The sequence below is a fragment of the Butyricimonas sp. genome (genome assembly GCF_019423355.1).
In the GTDB taxonomy this organism is placed as follows: Bacteria; Bacteroidota; Bacteroidia; order Bacteroidales; family Marinifilaceae; genus Butyricimonas; species Butyricimonas faecihominis.
Genome location: NZ_JAHZBP010000011.1, coordinates 35313 through 61465, shown reverse-complemented (window position 1 = coordinate 61465; position 26153 = coordinate 35313). Strand labels below are relative to the sequence as shown.

Here is a 26153-nt window from a genome sequence, read left to right as displayed (position 1 = left end):
AATCTCATGATATACAAGGTTTTTTCTTTTTAATAAAACGACAAGATAAACCTTGACTTTGCCAATATAGCACGTGGCAAAGTAAATTAAAAGTAACCCGATCTATTATCCGGTAACTAGGTTACTTTTGGCAGGGAAATGTCCCGAATTGGCAGCGTGCAAAATTCTCTCTAACAAATAATTAAATTACATTTAAGTCAAATTATGTTGCTATGAGAAACACGTTTACAGTTCTGTTTTACCTGAAAAAAGAGTCTAAAGAAATCGAAAAGTTGATCTTCACGAGAATTTCAATAAACTCGCGTCGAACACAATTCAGTACGCGATTAAAAATTGAAGAAAAATCATGGGATCAAAAGAATCAACAAGCCAAGGGACGTACCGCGAAAAGCAATGAAATTAACAACGTCTTGACCACGTTAAAAAGTAAAATATTACAACATTATAACGAGATCGCTCGTGAAAAAGGATTCGTTAGCGTGGATTACTTGAAAAGTAGCGTGCTAGGTCAAGTAGAACAGAAGAAACAAGCCACACTTTTACAGCATTTCGATAAATTTCTTGTCGATATGGAATCACGAGTTAATATCGATCTGGCGGCGAGAACACTCGGACGTTATCGTGTAACACGAGATCGTGCCTGTATATTCATAAAAGAAACGTACGGGACGCCAGATTTGCCACTCGAAGAAATCAATTATTCACTCGTGAAAAAATTCTATCTTTTTATACGTGAAAAGTACAACAGTGAAAACAACAACGCTTTAAAATACGTGCAACGCCTAAAAACGGTGATTAACGACGCGAGAGCGAACTCGTTAATGACAAGCGATCCTTTCGTTAATTTCAAATTTAAATTCGAGAAAAAAAGGCGGGAGATTCTAACTGATGACGAAATAATTCGGCTAATGGAGAAGACTTTCACGATTGAAAGACTTGAAAGAGTTCGAGACTTCTACATCTTTTCTGTTTTCACGGGTTATTCACACGCGGATATTAAAGATTTGAAAGAAACGGATGTCGTGAAATTTTTAGACGGGAAACAATGGATCAACACGAACAGGAATAAGACGGGCGTGAGCGAGGATGTCCCGCTTTTAACTATCCCGTCTAGAATCATTCAAAAGTATAAAGGCGAGGGAAAGGAGGGGAGACTTTTCAATATACCGAGTAACCAGAAAATAAACGCTTACTTGAAAGAGATTGCAGATTTATGCGGGATAAGCAAAAAACTAACATTTCACACCGCAAGGCACACGTTCGCCACGACAATAACCCTGAACCGGGGAATCCCGATCGAGGTTGTTTCAAAACTGTTAGGACACACGAATATTCAAACGACACAAATATACGCTCACGTGTTGAAAGAAACTGTTAGCGCGAAAATGCAAGAACTTGGCGGGAAACTTGATATTTTTAATGATCACATTTAGGATGAGATACCCGTTATTTTGCAAATTATTGAATAAAATATTCGGGATGATAATACACGAGTGATCACGGCAAACGAATACTTTTTGCAACACCTACCCGGGAAGATTTTTTGAGCCGGATCGAGGGGCTCCGAAACTTCCCGGGTTACCCTCGAAATCATTAAAATCCCGAGAATAACTTGTGAAAAGTTATTTCCCGTCATTTTAACAATTTCTCCACCCGCGTACGAGAACCAACGTTGCTGCGTTTGGCTACACCATGTTTTCTAAAAATCGATCGATCACACCTTGGATTTCCATGACTTGCTCGCGAGACAAACCGCTCAAACCTTGATCATTAATTACCACGTCATATTCAACTTTGGGAGCCACGTTTATTTTTGTCAACGTTTCGCTTTTTAAAATCATCGGTATTTCTTTTATCGTCTCTATTTTCTTTTGCGCGTCATTTTCTTCCAGCAACAAGACATCGTGCTTGCTCTTCTTTAATGGTAATGGTTTAATTTTTCGTGGTTTTATCCCCGGGATCGAGCATTGTATATCCATTTTCTCTACTTGATTTAAAAACGAGAGAAGAGACATGAACAAGTCAAGTATTACCCAGGAAGGGGTGCATTGTATTTCCACCCACAAGCCAGATGCACTGTAATCCGTGTTAAAAATTCCATCATCAAAGGTTGTTGTTTTCCGAATCACGGAATACTGTCCCAAATCAGAAGACAAATCCTCGCTCGCCAAGGAAATTTCATCCTCCCTATCAAGAAAATCATCTATCGCCTCGTGAAGAGATTCAATATCCTCGCGAGATAACCCGTGAATTGTTTCTTTCCCAAGTTTTAAATAGTAACTCTGCACGGAATTATCTCGTGCAGGGGCTAGAGTAGAAATGACATCACTTTTCATGGTAATTAGTGTTTATTATCGTGACTAAGATTTTAGATTAATTACTTGTTCTCCTGTAAAAAAACAGCAAGTTTTTTTTCAAATTCCTCGAATTCGGTGGGAGAGAACCTACCCGAGCATTGTCCGTTTACATATAAAGTATAATAAAATGTAGGCTTATCATCCCAGCAACCATGATTGATACTCTTTGAAACATCGATGTTATCATCAATTAATTTTTCGCGCTCGTTCGTTAATCCATCTTCCATGATCTTTACCAGAAAATTTTCTCGTTCCTCGTGTACGCATGTTGAATTATCAATACGTTGAAGACGTAACCGCCTCGTGTTATCCTTTAAAAACGCTTGAAGGGTATCGGAAAGAGCCTTTATTTGGGAGTAAGTGATGCATTGAATTTTCCCGGCAGAGGAAAAGACACAATAGCGTGTTTGCAGATCATCACACGTCTCGTCAAGATTCATGTCCATTTCTATGGAAAACCAAAAATCACCGCGAGTTTCTTTCATCCTCTTGCGTGCTACCTTTTCTTTCTCCCGGAATACTTTCATCCTGAGTTGCAGGTTTTCAAGTTGTTGTCTTGATAAACCACACATTAGCTGATCTCCTGTAACGATACAATAACTCTTCCTTGAATAATCCCCTTCAACAACGGTGTTCACACGTGTCAAATCATCCATGATGTGCTGTATTAGTGAAGGCAGAAAAAAAGACGGTTCCGCCTGTCCCGTTGTCTTACACTCCAAAGGCGTGTGAGAGTGCATTAACACTCTCTACGGGGGTACGAAACCGCCGTATGAAGATAACGGGCATAAAAAATGCCTGTCACGTAATGGCAGGTTTCCCCGCCTTTGGATTATGTAAGACGTAACAAATGTACAATTAATTTTTAACAACTCGTTATTTTTCGGGAATCATTGAAAAAAATATTGATTCAATAATTCCCGAAAAATAATTCAAGTAACAAGAGAGTATCTAATTGCACGAGCAATTAGCAAGGTGTGTTTTTGTCCGACAAGCATTCATTTGTCCGACAAAAAACCTTGCCCGGCTAACAGCCGGGATCATTTACTCCGAAGTCGTAAATCTTTAAATGAAAATAGTCATGAATAATACAAAATCAGTTATTGATTCTTTTCCGATTCATGATAACCGTGTTTATTCAGGTAAAGAAAATAACCTTCGTTCTAAACGTGACATACACTTGTTAGCGGTGGATTCGTGAAAAATAATGTAACAAGTTTCACGTGATTCTAAATAAAATCGCTATATTTGTGATGAGAGAATGTTTGCCAAATCATGACAATTTTTAAGCTAACAAGAGTAACTTAGAAGTAACCGAGTTCTTTAGAAAAATGCTACATGCAGATTTACAGGATATTGAAAATATGAGTTCGGCTCCCGCCGAGTTCACAAAAAGCAAATGAAAACCTTGTAAATCGACTGATTTGCAAGGTTTTTTTATTATATGACTGACGTGTTGTTAAACTCGGCTCACATGAAAAATTAGGTGGACCTCCATTTCTTTCTTGTTCCCATTTCCTTCTTTTCATGTAAAAATTTTAGCGACTCTAAAGAGGAAAAACTTTATATCCAGCACTCCCCTGAATTGAGCCCTGAAGTCTTTTAGCTTGGCGTTAAATGATTCGGCGGCAGCGTTCGTGTCCCTGTTTGTTGCTGGTAACCTTTCTCGAACGAAGTTGCCATTTACGACGGCGAACGTGAAGGTAAACGGAACGACCACGTACTAGGAAATCCTGGAGGGTTGTCGTGCCGGTAAAGCTTTTAGATAAAGCACCTTGATCACTGCAATCGCACGGGGAAATGTTTTTATCGTCAAGGTATATATCGATTTGGGTGCTAGCGCTCGTCACCTTCATCACCTCGAATGAATCGAGGATCCCCCAGGGTAAGATTCAATCTAGAAGTTCTTTTATCGCCGTTATTTTGATTAAACACGCAAAGATAAGATATTTGAAGCCTCTCCACCTAATTTTTCATGTGAGCCAAAACAGAACATCTCATTTTTACAAATAACAATTCGACACCACAGATTTATTTTTACTTATCTTTTATTTATAGTTATGAAAATTGATGATAAAGAGTTAGACAACACTTACTTGTTAGATTACGTGGACGATGTTCATACTGTTCATTTACATTACACTCCTGCTAGAGAGTTGGTAAAAAAGTATTTCCCAACTTTATCTGACAAGTTATATGGACAAAAGAAATCTAGGCTTGTAAAGAGGAATAAACGGAAATAATTAATTAAAGCCAGTAGTTTTAGACCACTGGCTTTTTCTATATCAAGTCTACAAATCACTAATTTATAATCTTGTACATAATTCCCGCATTAACTCTTGAGAAGGATCTTTGCCCGCTCTAGAATGATATGTAAAAAGTACTGATGTCCCTTTCAAATTAGTTTCTAGTAAGCAATCGTAGCTTACCCTATCCGGATGATCAACTAAACCAACAATACGGCACAAATCCCCACAATCTAACGATTTTTCTAATTCGAACTTGTATCCCATCCAAATATTTCCACTAGGAGTGGCACTTTTTCCCCACAAATCCCATGAACTTTTATTCTTCACCACGATTAACCGAGGCTGTATAACCTGTTCAATCATTAACTGGCTAAATCGCAAGTTTTGTGCCACAAACTCTAATCCATTTCCATCTTTACAGAAGTCCCATACTACATTTTGATCCGTTTCTCTAAAATTTAATATATCCAAATACTCTACCTTAGCTTTCCAATATTCAGGAAAAAGTTTGTTTATAGCATGAAAATAATGATCATCCCCATTTCTAATAATTTTTTGGTAACTAAAGGTGCTAATGTCCTTGTTACAAGCTGTATCTCCATGTCGATATGAAGGGTTTATACCCGTTACTAGTATCGGGCATGCATGTTTTACTTCTGAATAACAAATTCCTCTTGCAAGAATCTCATTTAATTTATCAGAACTCATTTGTCTTTGGTATTTTTTCCAAAGCTCTACTAAGCGTTTTTCTAACATGGTATTAATCGAATATAGTTAATAGTATAATAATTAAAAATAAAGCACCAAATAAACAAACAGGTATACCTATTATACTCCAGACCTTTTTCCTGTAATAAGACTGTATTGTTTTTTGATAAGGCATTATTTCTGATGATGTCATTCCGTTCTGAACAAGCCTCTGAATCCCTTGTTGGTATTTGCATTTTAAAGCATCCATATACTGGTTTATATATGTTTTACCCTCTTCATTATTTCCAAAAGAATGTGATTTTAATTGAACATCCCACTTGGTTAGCAATCTAATTATTTCATCGTTTGCAAGTGGAAGTTCAAATGCAGCCAAGGCTTCTATCTTTTGTGTAACTTCAGAACGGATCTCGTTCAAACGCTTCTGCTTCAGGTGTTCTTGCTGTATCTCTAATTCCTTTTTTTCTAACTCCTGTTTGTTGCGCAAGCGTTGTCTCTCCAGATCTCGTTCATTTTCAAAACGTTCTTTTTCAAGTTTCATCTTTTCTTGGCGTACGCTAACACGTACAGGCGTAGAATGTTTGTCTCCAAAAATCAAGTTGGAAACAAACTTTCCCGTATCACGCCCTACTTGCCGTTTAAATGAATCTTCAAATTTTCCCATGTTATTTCCCTTTTAAACGTTTAATATCTTCTCTATGACGAGCAATTTCTCTTCGTAAAGCTGCAATGTTTTTTCTACAGCCTTCAATCTGGTATTTTATTTTGCTTTCCTTAGCTCTCGCTAGATTATTCTTTTCAGCCTCAATGTTTCTTTTACACTCCTCTATCCTTATTTTTAGATCGTTGATTGTAGGCTCTCCCGTGAACCAAGAAAAAAATCCCATAATTTGTATATTTTAGTGAGACATAATAAATACTATTTATAAATAATTACTGGTGGAGGCAGAGGTTTGAAATCTTTGGGAATTTCAGCAGTCCTTCGTAAAAGTTTAGGTATAGAGGAACAATTAATTGCGTCATATTCCACGAATTTTTCGTAATCATACTGCCAACTATCGCCATAAGCTAATTTCATTATTCGCTTGTAAATTACTTCTCGTTGTTGAGCGTTAAATCCACCCGTATTTGCCACCATAATACTATTTTCCGTCGCCCGATAAATGTTTTTTGCACAAAGGAAAGCTCCCTCGTATGCTCCTAGTTGTTCATTTGCATATCGTTCGTCTACAATAAACTTACTCCAGAGTATCTCGGAAAGATTATTAGTCATATCTACATTGAGCCACCATCCTTTGGAGTGAGACTCTTTTAAAACTTCTCGTTCAGAATCAGGCATAGTTGCTTCTTGATCATACCAATATTCATCAGCAAATCGGGCAAAGGCATGGCCTATAACCTCATGGTGAATCAATTGAGCAAATTCTTTAGATTCATGTCCATTCTCTGTTGGCAAATAGGAGATTCCTGGCCCGTTGTCAATCCAATAATTACTTCCTGCATGTACTAAAGAGTTCATTACAACAAGTATAACTGTTTCTGATAGATTAATTCCATTGATTTTCGAAGCATACTCTTGGCATTTCTCATGGTCACCCCCAGCACTAACAATTCCATCAAACCATCCATTAAAGACTGTTTCATAACCTTCAATGAATACATTATTTTTAGAAACAGCTTTTACCGTGTACACGTTAAACAAATGACGAAAAGATTTCATAGGTTCTGTGTTGAACAAATTTTCTTTGGCTTGCTGCATGACTTTGTCATATTTGCCACTAGCAAAATCTCTGTCTGTGAATCCATCTCCAAGGAGTACGATATTTACCCCCTTGCCCTCTGTTGCTTGTTGTAATTTTACGATTTTTCCATCCTCACTGTAATCTGTAGATGCATAAGCCGTAAATGTAAGACCATAACCTTCTTTTTGAGGGAGAATAAATGGAGCTCTACTACTCCAATTGGGATGCTCTGTAATTACAATAGGGATTTCCCCTGTCAAACAATTACCCCATACCCCAGGATTAGCATACATAATGTTAGCAAATTCTTCTGGCAAATTGCCCGTAAGATTATTACCCCCTATATAAAAACTTTCAAGGTTTTTATAGCGACAAATTTCAGGAGGTATGTTGCCTGTTAATTGATTATCACCTAATTGAAAATCTGTTAAATTTATTAAATCACCTAGAGTTGTAGGAATATTTCCAGTTAATTGATTCCAACCTAGATGAAGGCTTGTTAAGTTTTCTAATTTTCCAATACTTGAAGGAATATTCCCTGACAGTTGATTTTCAGATAAAGTTAAATTATTAAGGTTGGACAAATTTCCGATTTCAGAGGGTATTGATCCAGTTAAATTATTCTTTTGTAAAGAAAGGTTCATTAATTTCTCTAATTTACCAAGAGCCACAGGAATATTACCAGATAATTCATTGTGAGATAGAAGTAAAAATGCAAGATTAGATAAATCACCTATTTCTATGGGAATTGATCCTGTAAGTTTGTTTGCTTCTAATGCAAGAGTGGTTAAGTTTTCTAGTTTCCCAATACTTGAAGGAATATTCCCTGATAATTCATTTTGAGTTAAATTTAAGTAGGTCAGATTTTGCAAACTACCTATTTCCATAGGGATGCTTCCTGATAATTTATTTTCGCTTAATAACAAACTTTCCACATGCCCATTACTTCCAGAAACACCATACCATTCATTTAAAGGTTTATCACTACACCAATTCGTGTTATTTTTCCATTGATCCCCGTTCGTGGCATAATAAAGAGCAATTAATGCTTCACGTTCTTTCGCAATCTCTTCCTCTAATGCATTTCCTTGAATCACCGTGATTGTTTTGAGAACCTTACCACCGATATCTCGAACCTCGATATAGCCAGTCCGATTTAGTTCTCCCTCGTTTGCTTTGATTGTAAAACGAAAGTTATTCGTAACAAGAGCTCTACTTTTAGATTGTTCATTTGTCCCAATCCATTCAGTTTTAGAGACCGCTTGTATTGCCATGTTGGAAGTAACTTCTAGATTCAAATCACCACCACTTCCTCCAACTTTCACCGTGTTATCTTGTACATTTTCTAAAATAACGATACAAAATGAAATTGCAGACATCACTGTCTTTTCTTTGCCGTCAGAGATAAAAACCAGAACCTCATCATCCGTGATTGGTGTTGGTGCGGTGATCGAGAGCGTTCCACTTAGATTATCTTTTTTGTTCACCGTTGCTTTCCATCCATTTGATGTCATTGCTTTAACTAATGTCTTTTCATTTCCTTGCGAGAGCGTGTAAGCAATTTCCACGGTCTCTCCAGCGGTAATCTTTACTGGCAATGTCTCTGAAAAAGATATTGCAAACGTTGTTTTTTTAGGCACTTGTATCTCTGAACCATCTGCAAAAACGAATCTCACGAAATCTTCTGCGCTATTATCTACCTCTTTAAAAAAAGATTCTCCAGTAGCTTGCCCTACATCATTCCATGTTTTACCTGTATCAATCGAAACAAACCAACGTCCATTTTCTATTTTGAGCTGTGGAGTAACACCACTTACTTGCATTTTTTCCCCATCGTCATCAAACAACCAGTCCCCATCTAATACCCAATAGTACACGCCATCGGAATCTTTTCTTGCACCAAGAAAACTCCCGTTTTCTCCATTGTATATTGTAATTGGTTTATTCTTGGCAAACGTTATTGTATACCCGATTACCACTGTATTTTCTTCCACTGGATTAACCCCTGTAATGTAATCTTGTTGCTTTAAAGCTTCAATAATCGTTTGTATAGATGAAATATTTGTATTCATCTGGGCACATAAAGTTTCTAGAGTTATAACCCTCTGCTCCAGTTCATCTACTTGTTTTTGTAAATCATCATCTTTACATCCCGCAAAGAATACTGAAATACAAATAACTAATAAATAAATAATTTTTTTCATATTGATAATTTTAGATATTGAAAAATAAATTATAAAAATATTTTAGTTTAAATTACCAATCAAGTTCATAATGGTTCATAAAATTTATTTTTATCCTTTCGAAATTGAATTATTCCTCGTAACGTCAAAAAGTGCGTCAATAAAAAAAGTGCGAGTTTGTTAACCTATTTGTCGATGAAGATTTTGGACTACCCAACACGAATAAATCCTCCAACATCAAACTGCAAGTATTCAGGACTCAATTCAGGGGAGTGCTGGATATAAAGTTTTTCCTCTTTAGAGTCGCTAAAATTTTTGCATGAAAAGAAGGAAATGGAAACAAGAAAGAAATGGAGATCCACCTAATTTTTCATGTGAGCCTTAAACTCTTGCTTGTAAGAATTCGTCAATTATGTATAAATTTGTTTGATGGAAAGTGAAGTCTTTTATAGAACAATCGTTATGAGAAAGGTGGAGATTCCCGGATAAGATCTGACAATTGAAACCGAACGTTTTCGAAATAAAGAAATAGAGAAAGTTGGTACGCAAATTATACCTTATGCTAGGGATGATACGAGGCAATACATGGGGGTGGGTGTATTGATGGAGGTTTGTAGTTTGCCTGTTGCTTGTTGGCGTGGGAATATGGTCGATGTTATTTTTGCTTATTGTTTGTTAAAATGGCGGCTATGATCGGGCGATAATCGGGCGACAATGGGGCGATGGCGCCTAATTGCCGCCTAACAGTCAGGTAACGACCAGATAACAGGCAGGATTAAGGGTAGGAAAACCTTATTAAATCCCATGATTTCCGTGCTTGTAAAAAGAAAAGAAATTAAACCGGGATGTCATATTTTTGAAACTGATAAATGTTATTTTTGTGAAGATGTAAAAACAAAACGTGATAAATGGAGAAGACGGTTTATTTTTTGGGGTCGGGTTTTTCTAAGGAGGCCGGGGGATTGGTCCAGAACGAGATTATCAAGACTATTCTGGATGAAGATTTTACACGGGGAAACGAGCGTCTGATCAAGGCCAAGGATAATTTTATCGGGTTCTTGAAGGAGGAATTGCATATTTACGAGGATCATTATTGTAACGTGCAGTTGGAAGATATTTTCACGCCGATTGACCGTTGTGTCTGGGATGGGCTTTCTATCGGGCGGTATAGTGCGCGGGGGTTGGTGGAACTGCGGGAGGAGTTTAACGCGCTGATGGGGGCGGCGGTAAATTACAGTTTTCAGAAAAATAGGGCTTGTTGTGATTATATCGACGAGTTTGCCGAGTATATTAATCAAGTTGCCCGGCGGCGCATGGAGGATGGAGTGGATCGGGTGTCGGTGATCACGACGAACTGGGACGTGATGTTCGACCATGCCTTGAAACGGGCCATCGAAAACGGGCATCCGGAAAAGTTGAGCGTGGTGGATTACTGTTGCTACGTGAGTTCGTGGGAAGCGAATGACGACACGATTAAACCGGGATTGCTTGCCGTGGGGTATGGGGGATATAATATTAAGTTGTTGAAACTGCACGGGTCGATGAACTGGTTTCAATGCCCCATGTGCCAGCGTATGTACGTGCGATTCGGCGAGGAAATCGAGATCATGAAAGCTGCCTATTGTCGGCATTGCCGGAAAAATTATGGGATGTCGGAGATTAACTCGATCAAGTTGCAGAGTAATTTGTTGCTACCGACGTATTTAAAGAACTTGAGTAATATCCAGATCAAGCTGGTGTGGCAGAATGCGGCGATCGAGCTGTCGGAGGCGACGAGAATCGTGTTTATCGGTTATTCTTTACCTGCTGCCGATTTCGAGATCAGGCAGTTGCTGGCACGGATGATTCGTCCCGATGCGGAGATACAAGTTGTTCTTTATCCGAATACTCCGAACGTGGAGGCCGAAGCGGAGCGTTATCGTAATTTCTTCGGGAGCCGGATCTCTGAGCGGGACATCATGAGACTGACCGTGCCGGAATACGTGAAGGAGAAAACTAAAAACTAAAAGATAAAAACTAAAAGATAAAAGTTGTGAAGAGCGGGAGCTTGGGAGATACTTGTAATTTTTATCTTTTATTTTTTAACTTTTATCTTAAAAGTGGTATTTATACTCTATTATGGTAGGTCTGAATGCTTTATTTTTGTACATATAAAGAAATGTACAATTCAAGGAAAGAATTTATGACAAGTTATCATTTAGAGTCAGCATGTTGCGGGACTACTTTTGAGGATAAGGAGTGGGAGTTGGAATGTCCCCATAAGGATGGTGCGGCTTTGATCTATGCAAATTATGCAAAACGTCAATTCGAAGTGAGAAATGATCTGCCCGGTATTTACAGGTATGCTAACTGGATGCCTATTTGCCGGACTTTAGAAGGTTCCGGCGCTCCCGTGACTTACGAGAGCGAGGGGCTGGCTGAATATTTAGGGCTGTCTAATTTGTACATCACGTTTAATGGCTATTGGCCGGAACGGAATGCCATGATGAAAACCGGGTCGTTCAAGGAATGCGAGGCGTTTAGCGTGTGCGCTCGGACGAATGCTTTTAATGACAAGATCATGGTGGTGGCTTCTGCCGGTAATACGGCGCGGGCTTTCGGGCGTGTGTGTTCGGAGAATCATATCCCGTTGTTGTTGTGTATTCCGGAAGATAATTTGGAGGCAATTTGGGCAGATGGGCCGTGGAATGATTGCGTGAAACTGGTTTGCTCGGCTTCCGGGTGCGATTATTTTGATGCGATTCATCTGTCTAATATTATATGCGAGATGGAGTTTTTTTACCCGGAGGGAGGGGCTAAGAACGTGGCTCGTCGTGACGGGATGGGAACGACGGTTTTGTCGGCTGTGGAAAAGATCGGGCGTATCCCGGATTACTATTTTCAGGCCGTGGGTAGCGGAACCGGGGCTATTGCCGCTTGGGAGGCAAATAAACGTTTTGTTGCTGACGGGCGTTTCGGTTCGCATTTGATGAAATTGATGGTTTCACAAAATGCTCCTTTCTCGTTGATGTACGACGCGTGGAAGGCGGGTTCTCGAGCCTTGTTGCCATTGGATGAGGATGTTGCCCGGGAACAGGTGAAAGAGATGTGTGCTAAGGTGTTGTCCAATCGTAAGCCGCCGTATTCTTTGAAAGGCGGATTGTATGATGCGTTGGTGGCAACGGGTGGTGATATGCTGTTGGTGACGAACGAGGAGGCGATGGAAGCACAGAAGTTATTCGAAAAATTGGAAGGAATTGATATAGAACCGGCGGCAGGGGTTGCCTTGGCCTCGTTGATGCAAGCTGTTAAAGAACAGCGAGTGGAGGAGGATGCCGTGATTATGTTGAATATTACGGGTGGCGGTGTGGCTCGTTACAAGAAAGAGTTTAACCCGGTGATGCAGAAACCTGATCTGGTATTTCCGGTAAACCCGGACCCGGAGATGGTGAAGGCGAAGGTGAGAGAATTGATCGGGAAATAATAGACGCTATAAAAGCCCCGTGACGGAAGTCACGGGGCTTTTCATTGTGATTTTTTTATTGAATCAGCGTGAAAAGATTCGATTTTTCATTATGTTTGTCTTGATAAATGGAAATTTGGATGACAATGGGCGTGTCGGATTTGGAGATATTAACAGCTTTTCAAAAGGATATGAACGAGGGGGGAAAATTACTCTTCCAACGTTATTATAAGCCTTTGGTGCTATTCTCCGGTTCAATGCTTGATGATTGCACTTTCCCGGAAGATATTGTACAGGAGGTGTTTTACCATTTTATCAAGAATAATGTTTATCGACAGTTGTCCCCGGAAGTCTTGAGTACTTATTTGTTTCGTTGCGTGAAAAACGCTTGTTTGAACAAGATTCGGGATCAGAGGGAATTTGCACAAGCGGAATTACTGCGGTATGATGCCGTGGAGGAAGAGGCGATGACTGTTTCACAGGAATTGATCGAGGCTATTCGGAAAGCGATCGAGGAATTGCCGCAGAAGACTCGAATGGTGGTAATGGCTGTTGTCGTTGAAGGGAAAAAATACAAGGAGACGGCTGAGGAATTGGGTGTGTCCGTGAATACTGTGAAAACTTTATTGAGTGGTGGTTTGAAACAATTACGCCAACAATTTTCCGATACCCTTTTGCTATTTTTCATTTTGGAGAAAAATAATTTTTAAAAAACTTTCGAAAGTTATTCACCCATTTTTCAATTCTCGTGTTTGTCTTGTAAAATATGAATACAAATACGAGATGATAGATAAGAATGAAAAAGAGACACGAATCCGAGAGTATCTTTCGGGAGAATTAAGCGAGAAGGAAGAACGGGAGTTCAACGAGTGGCTTGTCGGGGACGTGGAGGCTCAACGAATTTTTAAGGAGAGGGTGAAACAGTATGATTTGATTCGTTGGGCAAAGCGGTGGGAATATATAGATGACGAGGTGGCTCGAAAACAAGTGGTGGGCCGGGTGCGTCGTTATCGCTTGAAGATAGGATTTGTAAGGTATGCTGCCGTGATTGCCGTGATACTGGTGTCCGGGGTAATGGTTTGGAATTGGAAATATCGGTCGGTGGAACCTGCCACTTTGGCCACCGTTTCTGTTCCCTTGACCAATGTACCGATTCTGAAATTGGCTGATGGAGAAGAGATCCCGATTTCCTCTCGAAACACGGAGATTATTCGTTCATCCCGGAGGGTTGATATCCAACTGGTTGATTCGGGGAGATTGGAATACGTGGCAAAATCGGATTCGATGGTCGGGCAGGTGGAATACAATACTCTCGTTATTCCCCGGGGGTGCGAGTTTAATCTCGTCTTGGCAGATGGGAGTCGGGTGTGGTTGAATGCGGGGAGTTCGTTGAAATATCCTGAAACATTTTCGAATAGTGAACGACGGGTTTATTTGGAAGGAGAGGCTTATTTTGAGGTGGAACATGATGGGAATGCCCCTTTTATCGTGAACACGAGGTCCATGGATTTGCGCGTACTTGGGACGAGTTTTAATATAAAGGCTTATGATGACGAAAACACGGTTATTACCACTCTCGTGTCCGGGAAAATCCGACAGGAATTCCCGGAAGTGGGTAAGGATGTTACGTTGACCCCTTCACGTCAATCGATATTCGACCGTGTTACCGGAAAGTTAGAAACGAAACAAACCGATGTACAAGCAGCCCTCGCTTGGAAAGAAGGTAAAATTATTGCGAATAACGAACGTTTGGAAGATATTTTCCGGCAATTATCCCGTTGGTATGATTTTAAGGTGGTATACACTCAGCCCTCACTGAAAGATGTCCGCTTTTATCTTCATTCCAACCGGTATGCGGAAGTACATACAATTCTGGAATATCTCCAAACAACGAAAGGGATTCATTTCACTTATGCTGAAAAAACAATTTACGTGAGTCAATAAAATAAGGAGATGCCCTCACATCCCCTTACCTGTTAGCCCCTCAGCTAACACTGTATTAATTTAATAATAAGCTAAACAAAGTTATGAGAAAAAAACGGAAATTTCAACAAACGTTGAGAAAAATGAAATTACTTGCATTTTTTATGCTTTTGGGTTTTTGTGCCTGTCACGCTACCATTAGCGCTCAGGAGGCTCGTATTGACTTGAAAATGTCTGATGCGACGTTAAGTCAAGTGTTCAGAAATATAGAACAGTTGACAGAATATATGTTTATTTATAAATCCGAAGACGTGCAATCTATCCAGCATATCAACGTGGATGTACGTCAAACTATGGTGCGGGATGTTCTGGAGAAATGTCTGGAAAATACCGGGTTGTCATTTTTGTTTAAGGAGAACGTGATTATTATTCAAAAAAAGACTACCGATCAAGAGAAGAAAGAGAACCGGATTACGGGTAAGGTGACGGATGAAAAGAAGGAACCTTTACCGGGCGTGACCGTGATTATCAAAGGCACGAAGTTAGGCACCGTGACGGACGTGGACGGGAAGTATACGTTGGCGGTTCCGGTAGGAAATAATGCCCTAGTGTTTTCAATGATTGGGATGAAACAAAAAGAAGAGGTGATTGGAAAACGTACACAGATTGATGTGGTGATGGAGGAGGAGATAAGTGAGTTAGAGGACGTCGTGGTTACCGGGTACTATACGCAGGCAAAAAATAGTTTTACCGGGGCTGCCCGGACCATCACGGCAGAGGAGTTGCAGATGGGGGGAAATCAAAATATCCTGACAGCTTTACAAAATGTTGATCCTTCTTTCATGAAAATAGATAATAATCTGGCCGGTTCGAACCCGAACGTGGTTCCTGAATTCCAGATCCGGGGAGCCGGGAGTATTTCCGGGATCGAGAGTGAATACGAGGGAAACCCGAACACGCCGGTATTTATCGTTGACGGGTTCGAAACGACGGCAGAGAAGGTGTATGACATGGACCCTTACCGGGTGGCATCTATTACATTGTTGAAGGATGCGGCAGCAACGGCAATTTACGGATCGCGAGCCTCCAATGGAGTCGTGGTTATCACGACCAATGCCCCGGCGAACGGTAAGATGCAGGTGAGTTATAATGTAGATGCCTCGTTTTATATTGCCGATTTGAGTGATTATAACGTGTGTAATGCGGTCGAGAAGTTAGAAATTGAAAAGTTAGCGGGGATGTACACGTCTAAGTCTGTGAATCAACAACTCACGTTGAATAAGTGGTATAACGAGAAGTTGGCGAATATCGAGAGGGGGTATGACACGTACTGGTTGGATAAGCCGTTGGATGCCGTGGCCGTGGCTAATAAACATTCATTACGTTTGGATGGCGGTAATGACAATATCCGGTATGGAATTGAACTGGGGTATAGTAATACACCGGGAGTAATGAAAGAATCCGGTCGTCGTCGTTTGGCTTTGGGAATGGAGTTACAGTATATTTATAAGAATCTGACTTTTAGGAATAATTTGACTTATTCGAATGTAAAGGCGATAAATTCTCCTTATGGCTCGTTTAGTGTTTACACGAAACGTAATCCTTACGTACGGTATAAGGATGATGATGGTAACTATATTTATAAAGTTGATGAATATGTTCCGATCGGTGGTGGCGGATTAGGGAAAGATTACTATAATCCGTTGTATAATACGACATTGAATACGACAGATGAGGAGAAATACAATGACGTGACGAATAATTTCGGGGTGGATTGGAGTATTATGGATGGATTGCGGTTAAAAGGGAGTTTTTCGTTTACACATCAAAATACATATAAGGATAATTTTAAGCCAGCCAAGCATACGGATTTTGCGGATTATGAGGACGATGATTTTGATCGTCGGGGATCTTATGTTGGAAGTCGCGGGGAGAATTACAGTTACGATGCCAGTTTGGTAATGACCTATTTTTATCAATTGGAAAAGCATGTGATTAATGCTAATTTAGGTTGGAATCTTCAGGAGAGTGTGACAAGGGAATTTACGGTAAAGACGGAAGGATTTCCGAATGAAAATTTGGATTATATCAGTTTTGCAACACAATACGAGAAAGACGGTTCTCCGGCTGGAGACGAATATACTTCTCGTTTAGTAGGTTTTTTGGGTAATTTGAATTACAGTTATGATGAACGTTATTTGTTGGATCTTTCTTTTCGTGAAGATGCATCTTCTCGTTTTGGTTCTGACAAGCGATGGGCTCCATTTTGGTCTGTGGGTTTAGGTTGGAATTTGCATAACGAGGGATTTCTGAAAAACGTAACTTTTATCAATCGGTTGAAGATTCGCGGTTCATACGGTTTGACAGGTAGCCAGAATTACAATCCTTATCAGGCGATGACGACTTATAAGTATTTGACGGGAGAGCGTTATCACCATACGGTGGGAGCCGAAGTGATGGCTTTGGGAAACGAAAAATTAGGGTGGCAGCGCACGTTGCAACAAAATTATGGAGTGGATATTGATTTGTGGGATGAACGGATTAATTTCACGGGTAACTATTACATAAAATTATCCAAAGATGTGTTGACTACTGTGACTTTACCGCCTTCTTTGGGTTTCAATTCGTATATGGATAACTTGGGCGAGGTGAAGAATTACGGGTACGAGTTGAATCTGCGCGTGGCGTTGGTGAAAAATCTTTCCAAGCAATTATATTGGAGTGTGAACGCAACAGCCTTACATAACAAGAATAAGCTACTGAAGATTTCGAATGCTTTACGTGCGTATAATGACAATCAGGATGAAGACACGATGTCCGGATCTAAAAGTAAAGAGTCAAATCGTCCTAAAGTTCGTTATGTTGAAGGGAAATCCATGAATTCTATTTGGGTAAATCAGTCATTGGGAGTGGACCCGGCAACAGGAAACGAGTTGTTTCAGGCTGTGAATGGAGATATCGTGACAACTTGGAGTACGGATAATTATGTAATTGGGGGATGTACGGATTCAGATTTGGAAGGTACGTTCGGGACAAATTTGGCGTGGAAAGGACTTCAGTTGAATGTCATTTTCCGTTACAGTTATGGGGGACAAATTTACAATCAGACGTTAGTGGATAAAGTGCAGGATGCGGATTTGCGGGAGAATGTTGATCGACGTGTATTTGAGGAACGTTGGCAGAAACCGGGTGACCGGGTGATGTTTACGAAACTTATCGGTGGTGCTACCGCAAATGCGACAAGTGTGACCAAACCGACATCCCGTTTTATCGAGGATAATAATTGGTTGGAGTTGTCCACCTTGAATTTGTCGTATGAATTTAAAATGCCTTGGATGAAGAAAATCGGATTAAAGCGATTGAAAGCCTTATTCTATATGAACGATGTGTTCCGGGTTTCGACAGTGAAACAGGAAAGAGGTATTGATTATCCGTTTGCCCGTAATTTTAGTATTGGTTTACAAGCCCGGTTTTAATTATTTATGAAATAAATAGGTCAGAATTATGAAATATAGAATTGTAAAATACATTGGGTTGGCAGGAGTCCTTTTGTTGGGTGGTTGCAGTGATTGGTTGGATGTGGACCCGAAATCACAAATAAAACAGGAAGCTTTGTTTGAGTCAGAAGCGGGCTTTCGGGATGCATTGACCGGTATATATACGGTTATGGCGAGAACGGAAATGTATGGTGGGAATGAGACGATGGGTTTTTTAGATATGGTAGGGCAGGTGTATACGGATGTGTCAATTAATTATGAGGATGCTCTCAAGTATGATTATGAGTCAACTAAGGTTGAAGAATGTATTGATGCTATCTGGCGGGGAAATTATAACGCGATAGCGAATTGTAATCATATTCTTGCTAATGTCGATGAAAAGAGAGGTGTTTTTAGTAGCGGTGTGTATGAGACCGTGAAGGCGGAGGCTATGGCATTACGGGGATTCTTGCATTTTGATGTGTTACGAGGGTTTGCTCCATCGTATTTGAGGGGGGCTAATGTGGCTGCAATTCCTTATGTAGAAGAGGTGACCAATAAACCAATAGCCCAATTGACTGTAGCAGAGGTGATCGATAAGGTGATTGATGATGTGGAGGCTGCACGAAAATTGATCAAGGAGGTAGATCCGATCGGGCCATCATTTGATTCGTATACAGAGAAAGGTTACGAGACAGAGGATTATATTCAGGGAGATGGTTTTTGGCTGTATCGGAAATCCCATTTGAATTATTACGGAATGACGGCCTTGCTAGCACGTGTATATTTATACAAAGGCGACAAAACGAAAGCTTTGGAATGTGCAAAGGAAGTTATTGATGGGGAAAAGTTTACTTTGTTGGAGGAATCTCAGTTGGGGGATGGTAATACATGGGGAAGTTTGTGTAGTGAAAATGAATACATATCTTCTTTGTATGTGTATGATATGGAAGAGGGGCGTTCGGATGTGTATTTTGGAGAAGAGAGTACCGTACAATGTCATATTTCTGATACTCGCCGGGCCAGTGTGTTTGGAACTCCCGGCGTGGATATAGATTGGCGGAACCAGAACACGTTTTTTTTGAAAACCGGGGAAGCTAAAACATATATTGGTAAATACCGGGGCGTGAACAGGATTCCTTTATTGAAATTGTCGGAGATGTACTTGATTGCCGCGGAGGCTTCAGGTGATAAAGGTTATTTACAAACCTTGCGTGATCATCGAGGATATGTGAATTATCCGTTGGAGGAGAATTGTGATCTAGCCGCGGAAATCGAGGCCGAGTATCGGAAAGAGTTTATGGCAGAAGGACAATTGTTTTATTATTATAAGCGGCTTGATTATAATACATTGCCCGATATGGGTGTTGTGATGACCGGTAATTACGTGTTCCCGATGCCGGATGATGAAATGGAGTTTGGTGATATTAAATAAAGTGGAATTATGAAAAAGTTATATTATATTTTCTTGTTGTTAATTGCTTTTGGAAGTTGTAAGGATAATGCTGACTATCCTTTTACCGGGAAGGATGCCGTTTATTTCCAGTTGCAGACGGAAAGTTATTATTGGACAAAGACGCTGGACAGTATAGTTTATTCTTTTGCAGGTAAAGGAGTTGACGAGGATACATTGTGGGTTCGGGTAAATTTGGAAGGAAATGCTGCACCTGAAGGTCGTCCGGTGATTGTCGTGGTGGATGAGGAAAAGACAACGGCAGAAGTAGGTTTACATTATGAGGCGTTGAAGGCAGAGTATGAGTTGCCTTGCGATTCAGTATACGTGAATGTTCCGGTGATTATTTATAATAAGGATAAGTCATTGGAAAACAGACAGGTTGTCATCGCTCTAGCCTTGAAATCTTCAGAGAAACTGGAATTGGGAATTACCGAGCGTTTAAGTTGTAGACTGATTGTTTCCAATATGTTGAGTAAACCGAGTTATTGGGAACAGACGATCAAGTATGATTTTGGTGATTATTCCCGGCGAAAACATGAGTTGTGTATGATTGAATTGAAACGGGATTTCCCGGTAGAAGCGAGCGAGTATTCGAATGAGCGCACGATGTGGCAAGTGTATGGAGCCTATATGAGTGATTATTTCGAGGAAAACTACCCGATAAGGGATGAGAACAATGCTATTATAGAACCTTGGTGATTTATTGTGCAACTTAGTAAATGAAAAGAATAAATGAAAAGAATATATTGTTTGTTAGGGTTTATTGTCTGTGCCTTTTATGCCTGTTTGGAGGATAAGGGGAATGATGTATACAGGGAATTAAATGATGTTACTATCGAAAGGATGAAAGATACGACGGTGGAACAATTCACGCATTTGCAAATTACACCGGAGATTGCTGTAAGTGATGGAGATTTCAACCCGGAGAATTACACTTACTTGTGGCACATGTATATTACTTACGGTTCTGGCAATCCCACGAAGTCGGATACTCTATCTTTTGAGAAGGACTTAGATGTGGAAGTTACAAGTATACCGGAGGAATACACGCTCGTTTTCGAGATGACGGATAAAAAAACGGGAATACAGTATGTTCCTGATCGGTTGACACAGGTTACGGTAGTCAATTCCTATTCAAAAGGGATGATGGCGTTGAGTAACGTGAACGGGGAGGCTAACGTGACTTTCGTGAATGTTGTCGGTTCGGCGGTAGAGGATGCCTACCAGAAGGTAAACGGGGAAGTAGCCGGCAAAAAACCGACCGGGGTTCGTTATATAACAAGTATGATTGCTGGAGCGGAAAAGATGGTGGTGATTATGACGGATGATGAGCGAGGTGGAGTAGTGGTTAAACCTTTGGATATGTCGTATGTAATGGATTTTAAAGATATGTTTTATTTCCAACCGGAGATTGTTAAACCACAGTCTTTTGGTACGCATAGTGTTACTTTATATGAATATGTGAACAATAATGGACTTCTTTACCGGAGAGAGAATCGGGCAAACGGTTATCCGAAGTACGGGGTTGCCGTGAAAGGAGACTACGAGAAAATAGCTCCGTTTGATTTCTTTTTTTCTATGGTTAATTACAGGGCTTATTTTTATGATCAGGGGAAAGAGCGCTTTATTTCCATGAAATGTCCTTTACAATGGGATGAAATTATCACTTTACCGGATGATCTGACGGGAGAGTTTAATCCTAATAGCGTGGGGATGCAGATGGTGTGGGGAGGATTGTTTGGTAACGAGTATTCTATGAGTAGCGGACGAGCTGTCATGGTTGATGATTCGGGCGAACATTACATGCTTTCTTTTGAGGTGGGTAAAGATAAGGACGGTAATCCTCAGTTTTCTCCGAAAAAGAAGAGGCAGTTGTCTCATCCGGGAGGTAAGGAGGCTCATACTTTTACGACTTCCCAGAAAGCAAATTTCCTATATTATGGTTATGCCGGAAAGATAGCTTGTGTTAGTTTTGATACGGGGAATTTGTTAATGGAGTATGAAGTTGGAGGAGGAAATGTTGACTATATCGAATGTGATCAGGTTGGAAATACCAACCAGATGTGGGTTGGTGTCAGTGATGGTTCGGGTGCAAAGAACTCGGGTTCTATCGTGGTGCTGGAGATGAGTACGGATGGTTCGTTAAAAGAAGTTGCCCGTTATAAAAATGTTTGTGGGAAAGTAGTCGATTTCGAATATAAAAAATAACGATTGAAAAGATGAAAATTAGATTGATATTATGGGCCGCACTTTTGTGCGGTACCATCTTTCGTGCAAATGCTCAAGGAGTGGAATTTCGTGATCTGACTTTCCGGCAGGCTTTGGAACAAGCCCAAAAAGAGGGAAAGTTAGTGTTCATGGATTGTTATACCAGTTGGTGTGGACCTTGTAAAAATATGTTGAACAATGTGTTTACATTAGCTGAGGCTGGGGAGTTTATGAATGAAGAATTTGTGTGTGTGAAATACGATATGGAAAAGGGTGAAGGAATAGAACTCGGAAAACGTTTTGAAGTGCGTGCTTTTCCAACTTTCTTCATATTACGACCGGATGGTACGGTACAACATAAATTAGTGGGTGGCAGCCAATGGGAGCGATTCCGGATGCGTGTGGAGAGAGGCTTAAATGAAAAGACTTCATTGCTCTACTTGGAGGGGCGTAATCAAGCGGGCAAATTGTCCACAAAAGAATATGCCGCCTATGTAAATGCATTGAGAGATGCTTCACGCGATAAAGAAATTGAAACTTTTTGTCAGGAAGCGTTTGGTAAATTGAATGATAAGGTGAAATGTCGCAGGGAGAACTGGTATCTTTTGGAACAAGAGATGTTGCCGAATGATGAACGGTTTATTTATTTGGTAGAAAATAAGTCGGATTTTGATAAAAATATTGGAGGTACAATTGTAGATGAACGGATTTGTTCCGTGTATTCGGATGCGTTGAATCGTTTACATAGTGATAAAGGGAATACGTGGGTTGAAATGTGTGGATTGATAAAAAGACAATCGGAAAAGATCGAGTTTGATGGAAAAGATAAGATTAGTTGCCTGTTGGAGTATATTGTTGCTTTGAAGGCCCGGGATGTCGAGAACGTGTTGCAATGTTTGGAGAAAAATAAGGAGAATTTGCCGACTTATGTTGAGTTTGATATGCTCGGAGGCTTAAATTTTATCGTGGATCTTGGCGATAACAGTCAAGTTGAACGTTATATCCAGTTAGGGCGAGAGGCTGAGAATAAGGTTGGAACTCCACAATTGAAAGAGCTTATAAAAAGAGCTTTCGATAAATTACAAGGTGAGTTGACAGATCGTACTACTTATGTCGAATTGAAAGGAAAGGTGACGAAGGATAAAATGGAGAATGTAAATCTGTATGAGGTGGTGGATGGTAAGGAACGTTTGGTGGCAACAACTCATATTAGTGAAGATGGGCATTATGGTTTTTCTTTTCAACCTGCATATCAGGGATTTTATACCGTGGGAGGAGAGAAAATTTTAGATCGTGTACGTCTGTATCTGGAGCCGGGTGATCGGGCCGAGGTGAACATCTTAGAAGATACGCTGATGATAACTGACCGTAATACTCCAGAAAATCTTTTACTGGCTCGTTGGGAATCAATGATGATACCTGTGAGGAAAAGATTGGATGATATGAAATATGTTTTATTCGATTACAGGGATTTTTACCCTTATTTTGAGGCTTTTTTACCACAGGCGGAAAAGTTTAAGGACGAAATCACTCTTCGGGATGCGACTTTTGCGGCTTTAGTTAAGCAAACTGTTGATTACGATTTGGATTATGCTGCGTTTAGAATATTGAATGCTTTAAAAGCGACGAAAGAAGTTTATATGCGTGATGGTAGACCGACACATATACCAAGTCGTCCGACTCCAGCAGATTATCCGGAATATTATAAAACAATCGTGGAAAAAGGAAAGTTATCGGATGCTTCTATATTAAGACAACCTTATGGCTACGATTATTTACAACGTTATACAACTTTTGCTTGTGGTGGTGAAAAAGAACGGATTGCTTTGGAGGATCGTTTGGAATGGTTGTCAAGTGATCCGTTGAAAGCTGAAATGATTCTTTGGGAGATGGAAAAATGTAGGAAGTATGAAGATTATATTGAGCTTTTGGATACATACGGGAACTACTTGACAACAGCTAATCATCAACAACGATTAGATGCTGTTTCGGCTAAATTATACAAGGGTGCTGCCGGAAAATTAGCATCTGATTTTACCTACCCGGATCGGAATGGGAAACTGGTTTCCTTGTCGGATTTTCGAGGAAAAGTAGTTGTCGTGGATGTTTGGGCTACATGGTGTGGGCCTTGTCGGGCAGAAATTCCACATTTGCTTAAACTAGAAAAGGAGATGAGGGGAAAAGACGTGGTCTTTATCGGTGTATCTGTCGACGAACAGAAAGACTATAAGAAATGGTTGGAGGCATTGGAACAGGAAGGATTGGAAGGTATCCAGTTGTTTGCTAATGGTGAGAACAAGCAAGGTCGGGATAAAATAATGAATGATTATAAAATTAAAGGGATACCTCGGTTTATGGTATTTGACAAAAAAGGAAAGGTCGTTACGATTAATTCGCCCCGTCCCTCAAGCCCGGAGCTGAAGAGCTTGTTGCAAAAGTTGTTGAAATAAAAAGAACTCCAAGGACAAGGAAATAATAAAATATATTAAAAACCCCGTAACGAAAGTTGCGGGGTTTTTCGTACCTTTGAAACTCGAATATTTGCAAAGAAAAGGGATATGAATAGATTGAAAGAGCATAAGGGGATAAGTCTGTTGCTTCGATATAAAAAAGAGATGCTCCGTCGTATGGATTGTCTGTTGGATTTGGATTATCATTACATGGTTTTGCGCAGGGATTACGGGAATCGTTTCGTGATCACGGAATTCTTGCAGAAGGCGTTGTCTATTGTGGTGGTTTCTTTCAATCGTTTTATCAAGGATGCGTGTACGATTTCGGCTTCGGCACTCACGTTCTATTCGATCCTGTCGTTTATCCCGTTGATGGCACTGGCTTTTGCGTTGGCTGCGGGATTTGGTGCCCGCGAGGCATTGGAGAAGGAGTTTATGTTACAATTGGGCGATAACCAAGAGTTTGCCGGACAGTTGTTGGGGTATGTCACGAAAGCGATTGATCATGCCAAGGGCGGGGTGATTACGGGTGTCGGTATCGTGATTTTGCTTTGGTCGGTGATCAAGGTGTTGAATAGTACCGAAATGACGATGAATCGTATCTGGGGGGTGCGAAAGGGAAGGAGTTTACGGCGGATGTTCACGGATTATTTCTCGATTATCTTTATCGCCCCGATTCTGATGATTCTCGTGAGTAGTCTGAATTTGTTCATGACAGGTTCCGGTTGGCAGGAAAATTTCCCGTTGATCAGTTCTTTTCTCCAAATTGTGATCAAGTTGCTGCCTTATATGCTGGTGTGGATGTTGTTTATCTTCCTCTATATGTTCATGCCGGCGACCCCGGTGAAGTTCAAGCACGCTTTCGTGGCGGCGATGATTGCCGGGACGGTTTACCAGATCATTCAATGGTTTTACATCCGTTTCCAGATCGGCATGAGTTCTTACAGTGCCATATACGGTACGTTGGCCGCTTTGCCGTTGTTGCTGGTGTGGTTGCAGTTAAGCTGGAGTGTCGTGTTGTGGGGGACGGAATTGTGCTATATTTTCCGGAACAGGCATTTCATGTACAAGAACGAATTGTTCGGGGATACGGCTTGGATGGAGACGTTGGAATGTGCGCTGAAAATTATGAAATTCGTGGCTCGGGTGTACGTGAATGGTGGAGGGGGACCTAGTTTGGGGATGATTAACAAGGAATTGAAGATTAATACTGGGAAATTACGTATCGTGTTGCAAGAACTGGTGGATTTGCATATTCTGGTAGAGGCGAAGGAAGAGGATGATTATTTCTATTACCCGGCCTCGGATTTGCACACGATGTCGGTGGGAGATATTATCATTCGTTTTTCCCGGGTGGATGAAAGCCGGGATGAAGTCTGGAAAAAACAATTCAAGGAAACCGTGTTGTCCGGTTTTGCCGGTGATCGGTTGATTGAGGATTCTGTGGTTCAGCAATAACGGGAATGTATTCATTTTAAAGTCTCGTTTTTTCTTGTATATCCGGTAAAACTTTTATATATTGTCGGGCAAATTGAAATGAAGTATGAGGAAAAGAATCGATTTAGAGTACATTTTCTCATCGTCGGTAACAATATTGTTCTCCCGTCTAAGTTCTGCTCCCGGTTTGGCGGAGTGGTTTTCCGATGATGTGAAACATGATGGAAATATCTTCACGTTTGTGTGGGATGGTATTGGTGAAGAAGCGGAGTTAGTGGATATGAAGAAAAATTCTTACGTGCGCTTCAAGTGGCTGGATGCGGACGATGAGGAAGAATTTTTTGAATTTTCGCTCCACGTAGAGCCTTTGACGGAGGAGGTCGCTTTGATCATCACGGATTTTGTGGATGCTGATGAAGAGGGGGATGCCATTGAATTGTGGAATAAACAGGTCGAAATGTTACATCGCACGGTTGGCGGATAAAGTTTTTTTCTATCTTTGTGAATTCGTTTATCACGAGT

The 26153-nt window shown here is 40.4% G+C and carries 19 protein-coding genes and 1 pseudogene; 12 read left to right on the top strand and 8 right to left on the bottom strand.

The genetic code is table 11. The features are described 5' to 3' along the window. Positions 1-212: 212 nt before the first annotated feature. Positions 213-1433: a site-specific integrase gene (locus QVC79_RS14485; protein WP_270593221.1), complete on the top strand. Its 1221-nt coding sequence runs from the start codon at positions 213-215 to the stop codon at positions 1431-1433. A 252-nt stretch (positions 1434-1685) separates the two neighbouring features. Here the strand turns inward: QVC79_RS14485 and QVC79_RS14480 are convergent, their stop codons facing one another. The 8 genes and pseudogenes from QVC79_RS14480 to QVC79_RS14450 form a co-directional block, all read right to left on the bottom strand. After that, the gene (locus QVC79_RS14480; RefSeq protein ID WP_270593222.1) at positions 1686-2336 is read right to left on the bottom strand and encodes a hypothetical protein; all 651 of its coding nucleotides are present in this window, start codon (positions 2334-2336) and stop codon (positions 1686-1688) included. 41 nt (positions 2337-2377) lie between these two features. After that, complete coding sequence (locus QVC79_RS14475) at positions 2378-3013, bottom strand: hypothetical protein (protein WP_270593223.1); 636 nt, start codon at positions 3011-3013, stop codon at positions 2378-2380. Positions 3014-3882: 869 nt separating this feature from the next. After that, positions 3883-4005, bottom strand: a pseudogene (locus QVC79_RS14470) (DDE transposase); the annotation flags it as partial. Continuing rightward, positions 3971-4213 (bottom strand): ISAon1 family transposase N-terminal region protein, encoded by a 243-nt coding sequence (locus tag QVC79_RS17825; RefSeq protein WP_431833118.1) that lies wholly within the window; start codon positions 4211-4213, stop codon positions 3971-3973. The pseudogene QVC79_RS14470 and the gene QVC79_RS17825, both read right to left, overlap by 35 nt. 450 nt (positions 4214-4663) lie before the next feature. Continuing rightward, positions 4664-5362 carry a hypothetical protein gene (locus QVC79_RS14465; RefSeq protein ID WP_270593224.1) on the bottom strand — a complete coding sequence of 233 codons (699 nt, stop codon included), beginning with the start codon at positions 5360-5362 and terminating at the stop codon, positions 4664-4666. 4 nt (positions 5363-5366) lie between these two features. Continuing rightward, a complete protein-coding gene (locus QVC79_RS14460) occupies positions 5367-5978 on the bottom strand; it encodes a hypothetical protein (protein ID WP_270593225.1) in 612 nt (203 codons plus the stop codon). A 1-nt stretch (position 5979) separates the two neighbouring features. Continuing rightward, entirely contained in the window at positions 5980-6201 is a 222-nt protein-coding gene (locus QVC79_RS14455; protein ID WP_270593226.1) for a hypothetical protein, read from the bottom strand. Positions 6202-6233: 32 nt separating this feature from the next. Continuing rightward, positions 6234-9260, bottom strand: coding sequence for a PL29 family lyase N-terminal domain-containing protein (locus QVC79_RS14450; protein ID WP_270593227.1), 3027 nt, complete (start codon positions 9258-9260; stop codon positions 6234-6236). Positions 9261-10147: 887 nt separating this feature from the next. On the opposite strand from QVC79_RS14450, the gene QVC79_RS14445 reads away from it, so the two are divergent. The 11 genes from QVC79_RS14445 (at position 10148) to QVC79_RS14395 (ending at position 26115) form a co-directional block, all read left to right on the top strand. Continuing rightward, entirely contained in the window at positions 10148-11245 is a 1098-nt protein-coding gene (locus tag QVC79_RS14445; protein WP_087420533.1) for an SIR2 family protein, read from the top strand. A gap of 176 nt (positions 11246-11421) precedes the next feature. After that, positions 11422-12702: a cysteate synthase gene (locus QVC79_RS14440; RefSeq protein WP_270593228.1), complete on the top strand. Its 1281-nt coding sequence runs from the start codon at positions 11422-11424 to the stop codon at positions 12700-12702. A 107-nt stretch (positions 12703-12809) separates the two neighbouring features. Next, complete coding sequence (locus QVC79_RS14435; RefSeq protein ID WP_270593229.1) at positions 12810-13391, top strand: RNA polymerase sigma factor; 582 nt, start codon at positions 12810-12812, stop codon at positions 13389-13391. Positions 13392-13464: 73 nt separating this feature from the next. Further along, positions 13465-14625 (top strand): FecR domain-containing protein, encoded by a 1161-nt coding sequence (locus QVC79_RS14430; RefSeq protein ID WP_124317596.1) that lies wholly within the window; start codon positions 13465-13467, stop codon positions 14623-14625. A gap of 122 nt (positions 14626-14747) precedes the next feature. Further along, complete coding sequence (locus QVC79_RS14425) at positions 14748-18080, top strand: SusC/RagA family TonB-linked outer membrane protein (RefSeq protein ID WP_270593230.1); 3333 nt, start codon at positions 14748-14750, stop codon at positions 18078-18080. Between the two features lie 28 nt (positions 18081-18108). After that, positions 18109-19515, top strand: coding sequence for a RagB/SusD family nutrient uptake outer membrane protein (locus QVC79_RS14420; protein WP_124316584.1), 1407 nt, complete (start codon positions 18109-18111; stop codon positions 19513-19515). A 9-nt stretch (positions 19516-19524) separates the two neighbouring features. Then, positions 19525-20235: a DUF4843 domain-containing protein gene (locus QVC79_RS14415; RefSeq protein WP_270593231.1), complete on the top strand. Its 711-nt coding sequence runs from the start codon at positions 19525-19527 to the stop codon at positions 20233-20235. 33 nt (positions 20236-20268) lie between these two features. After that, on the top strand, positions 20269-21744 hold the full coding sequence (locus QVC79_RS14410; RefSeq protein ID WP_270593232.1) for a PKD-like family lipoprotein: 1476 nt from the start codon (positions 20269-20271) through the stop codon (positions 21742-21744). Between the two features lie 11 nt (positions 21745-21755). After that, the gene (locus QVC79_RS14405) at positions 21756-24194 is read left to right on the top strand and encodes a TlpA family protein disulfide reductase (RefSeq protein ID WP_270593233.1); all 2439 of its coding nucleotides are present in this window, start codon (positions 21756-21758) and stop codon (positions 24192-24194) included. A gap of 108 nt (positions 24195-24302) precedes the next feature. Continuing rightward, positions 24303-25652, top strand: a complete 1350-nt coding sequence (locus QVC79_RS14400) for a YihY/virulence factor BrkB family protein (protein ID WP_270593234.1) — start codon at positions 24303-24305, stop codon at positions 25650-25652. Between the two features lie 85 nt (positions 25653-25737). Beyond that, a complete protein-coding gene (locus QVC79_RS14395; RefSeq protein ID WP_118258286.1) occupies positions 25738-26115 on the top strand; it encodes an START-like domain-containing protein in 378 nt (125 codons plus the stop codon). Positions 26116-26153 lie beyond the last annotated feature (38 nt).

Bases quoted from the DNA above. Each gene is read 5' to 3' on its own strand.
- QVC79_RS14415 (WP_270593231.1), top strand. From the start codon at position 19,525: ATGAAAAAGTTATATTATATTTTCTTGTTGTTAATTGCTTTTGGAAGT.
- QVC79_RS14480 (WP_270593222.1), bottom strand. From the start codon at position 2,336: ATGAAAAGTGATGTCATTTCTACTCTAGCCCCTGCACGAGATAATTCC.
- QVC79_RS14450 (WP_270593227.1), bottom strand. From the start codon at position 9,260: ATGAAAAAAATTATTTATTTATTAGTTATTTGTATTTCAGTATTCTTT.
- QVC79_RS14435 (WP_270593229.1), top strand. From the start codon at position 12,810: ATGGAAATTTGGATGACAATGGGCGTGTCGGATTTGGAGATATTAACA.
- QVC79_RS14405 (WP_270593233.1), top strand. From the start codon at position 21,756: ATGAAAATTAGATTGATATTATGGGCCGCACTTTTGTGCGGTACCATC.
- QVC79_RS14445 (WP_087420533.1), top strand. From the start codon at position 10,148: ATGGAGAAGACGGTTTATTTTTTGGGGTCGGGTTTTTCTAAGGAGGCC.
- QVC79_RS17825 (WP_431833118.1), bottom strand. From the start codon at position 4,213: ATGAAGGTGACGAGCGCTAGCACCCAAATCGATATATACCTTGACGAT.
- QVC79_RS14475 (WP_270593223.1), bottom strand. From the start codon at position 3,013: ATGGATGATTTGACACGTGTGAACACCGTTGTTGAAGGGGATTATTCA.
- QVC79_RS14440 (WP_270593228.1), top strand. From the start codon at position 11,422: ATGACAAGTTATCATTTAGAGTCAGCATGTTGCGGGACTACTTTTGAG.
- QVC79_RS14485 (WP_270593221.1), top strand. From the start codon at position 213: ATGAGAAACACGTTTACAGTTCTGTTTTACCTGAAAAAAGAGTCTAAA.
- QVC79_RS14400 (WP_270593234.1), top strand. From the start codon at position 24,303: ATGAATAGATTGAAAGAGCATAAGGGGATAAGTCTGTTGCTTCGATAT.
- QVC79_RS14430 (WP_124317596.1), top strand. From the start codon at position 13,465: ATGATAGATAAGAATGAAAAAGAGACACGAATCCGAGAGTATCTTTCG.
- QVC79_RS14420 (WP_124316584.1), top strand. From the start codon at position 18,109: ATGAAATATAGAATTGTAAAATACATTGGGTTGGCAGGAGTCCTTTTG.
- QVC79_RS14455 (WP_270593226.1), bottom strand. From the start codon at position 6,201: ATGGGATTTTTTTCTTGGTTCACGGGAGAGCCTACAATCAACGATCTA.
- QVC79_RS14410 (WP_270593232.1), top strand. From the start codon at position 20,269: ATGAAAAGAATATATTGTTTGTTAGGGTTTATTGTCTGTGCCTTTTAT.
- QVC79_RS14395 (WP_118258286.1), top strand. From the start codon at position 25,738: ATGAGGAAAAGAATCGATTTAGAGTACATTTTCTCATCGTCGGTAACA.
- QVC79_RS14460 (WP_270593225.1), bottom strand. From the start codon at position 5,978: ATGGGAAAATTTGAAGATTCATTTAAACGGCAAGTAGGGCGTGATACG.
- QVC79_RS14465 (WP_270593224.1), bottom strand. From the start codon at position 5,362: ATGTTAGAAAAACGCTTAGTAGAGCTTTGGAAAAAATACCAAAGACAA.
- QVC79_RS14425 (WP_270593230.1), top strand. From the start codon at position 14,748: ATGAAATTACTTGCATTTTTTATGCTTTTGGGTTTTTGTGCCTGTCAC.